This is a genomic window from Paracoccus sp. FO-3 (assembly GCF_006386455.1).
Classification (GTDB): Bacteria; Pseudomonadota; Alphaproteobacteria; order Rhodobacterales; family Rhodobacteraceae; genus Paracoccus; species Paracoccus versutus.
In genome coordinates, this window is sequence record NZ_VCBQ01000231.1 from 1 (window position 1) to 2,178 (window position 2,178).

2 protein-coding genes and 1 pseudogene are annotated in these 2,178 nt (G+C 55.5%); 1 reads left to right on the plus strand and 2 read right to left on the minus strand.

Annotation, left to right across the window (positions count from 1 at the left end; all coding sequences use genetic code 11):
* Nucleotides 1-10 precede the first annotated feature (10 nt).
* Nucleotides 11-385 (plus strand): annotated as a pseudogene (locus tag FE811_RS28885) (FIST N-terminal domain-containing protein); the annotation flags it as partial.
* Between the two features lie 117 nt (nt 386-502).
* On the opposite strand, the gene FE811_RS28590 reads toward FE811_RS28885, so the two are convergent.
* Nucleotides 503-862, minus strand: coding sequence for an FAD-dependent oxidoreductase (locus FE811_RS28590; RefSeq protein ID WP_255469863.1), 360 nt, complete (start codon nt 860-862; stop codon nt 503-505).
* 280 nt (nt 863-1,142) lie between these two features.
* A partial coding sequence (locus tag FE811_RS26590) for an MBL fold metallo-hydrolase (RefSeq protein WP_370362715.1) occupies nt 1,143-2,178 on the minus strand: 1,036 nt, incomplete at its 5' end.

A 2,178-nucleotide genomic window follows, 5' to 3' on the forward strand; every position in this document is an offset into this window, starting at 1 on the left:
CTTGGAGAATGTGGGTTCAGGGCTCGTAAGTGGGCGTATATTGATTGTTCTGTTTCCGAGTTCCAATTTTTCCTTTAAATCAGTTTCATTTGACAGCCTTTCTGAGCTTAGCATAGAGTGTATGACAGAAAAGGCTAGATCGGCCAAGCGGGATTTCGTAGATATAAAGCAGACGACAGCATCTACAAATTATTTCGCTATATGCCTAATTGACGGATTATCACACGCCGAAGAAGCAGTTACGGCGGCAATACATTGGGGACTAGAGGGGATACCCTTGATAGGTGGTTCAGCTGCGGAAAATTTCCATTTTCAAGAAACAACTGTGATCTTAAATGGACACATCACTTCGAATTGCGCCGTACTGCTTCTGGTTAAAACCAATCTTCCATTTTCCGGCAATCCACCGCACCCGCCCCGATCCGGCTTGCCCTGCATCTGTTCGATCTTGCGGCCTATGAGGTGCTTTATCGTTTCTCGGCGGTGCGCCGAAAGCGGTTCTTCAACGGTGGCTATCAGTGACTCGCGCCAGCCCACCCTCGACGCGCAAAGCGCCGCCCATCGTCGCAAATTCAAGATCCCGACGAACCATTCCAGAGGCATCTTCAAACACCAACCGTCCGGTTGCGTGTTGCGCAAAAATATTCAGGCCCAAACTTTCAATCAGTGCCAACATGCGTTGGTTGTGCGGCCAGATCCAGGACGGCCCAAGGTCATATCCGCCCCGTGAAAGCACACGCCCACCGCTTCTGTCCCGGGCCTCCAGCACGGTCACATCGCGGCCCTCGGCCCGGAGTTGAGCAGCCATACTAAGCCCAGAAAGCCCGGCACCTAGGATGCAGAGGTCGGTATGAATGTTCATGCAAGGCCACTTATTGCTTTGATCGCCGGAAAGGCAAACCATCGTCGTGTATCAATATACCAACCTGTGGTCCGCAGAGAGAGCCCAGACCAATGCGCCCTAAGGGGCAATCAGCAACCGACGACGATATTGGTTGGATGAACGTGCAATGGCCGCTCTCCGTCTGCCTCAGGTTCTGCCATCCTCGGGCGGTTCGAGGCAGAAAGACCTGGCATTGCTTGCGTCCACTATTTCGGGAGTTGGGCAACAAGTGCTGCCCAACATGATCTTCAAACTGGCTTTACATCACCTGCCAATGCTCGGGCACCCACGCATAGGCGCTGTTTGTCCTCTCGACATGCCCGACACCAGGGAAAGGAAGATGAGTGGCGGCTACGGCGATCCGATCTGCAGAGACCATGTCGAAGATCGCCTTGCGCGTCACGGCCGCCTGTGCACCGTCTGCATCAGAGGCAATGCCGGCGTCCGGGTTTTGGAATTGGACGGCTGCCACGACTGCCGCGTCACCCAAAATCAAAAGCTGGTCTGTTCCGTCGGAGACCCGCACTGCCGAATGACCCGGGGTGTGTCCAAAGGCTTCAACAGTGCTGAGCCCCCCACCAAGATCTGCAGAGCCGACGAATGTATTAAGCCGCTCACTATATGCAGCCGATACGCCACGTGCCAAGGCGAAGAAAGGTTTCGAGTCATCTGGAACGGAGGCGGCGATTGCCTCGTCGGTCCAGAATTTCAGATCGGCCTCATGGACGTGCAGGGATGCGGAGCCGAAGACCGCTTTCCCGTCTGAGGAAAGCAGACCGCCGATGTGATCCGGATGCATATGGGTCAGGACGATCCGCGTAATCTCTTCGGTGCCGATCCCCATTGTGTTAAGCGCGGCCGCGACCCGACCGGCAGTCGGGCCGAAAGCACTTCCTGACCCGGCGTCAATCATGGTGATGCCGTCCGCAGCATGGACAAGATGTATGCTGATCGGCAGCTGGATCTGATCGCCAGCGCCGAGGTATGCACTCGTCATCCCGGCGTCGATCTGTTCGGCAGTTGCGTTGGTGATCAACGGATGCCCAAGATCAAAGAAGCCATCCAAAAGGACCGTCACCCGCAGATCACCGACCATCCGATCATAGAAGGTTGGCAAAACGAGGTTGGATGATTCTGCTTCCTGAGCGATGGCGACACGCCCGTTGAGAAAGGGTGCGCCGAGAGCGAAAGCGCCGCCCAAAAGGGCGGTGCGACGGGAGAAGATCGGTTTCATGATATACCTTGCGCCATTTTGACTGTCAGCCGAGATTCCCCAAGTGGCCTGCCGCTTGACT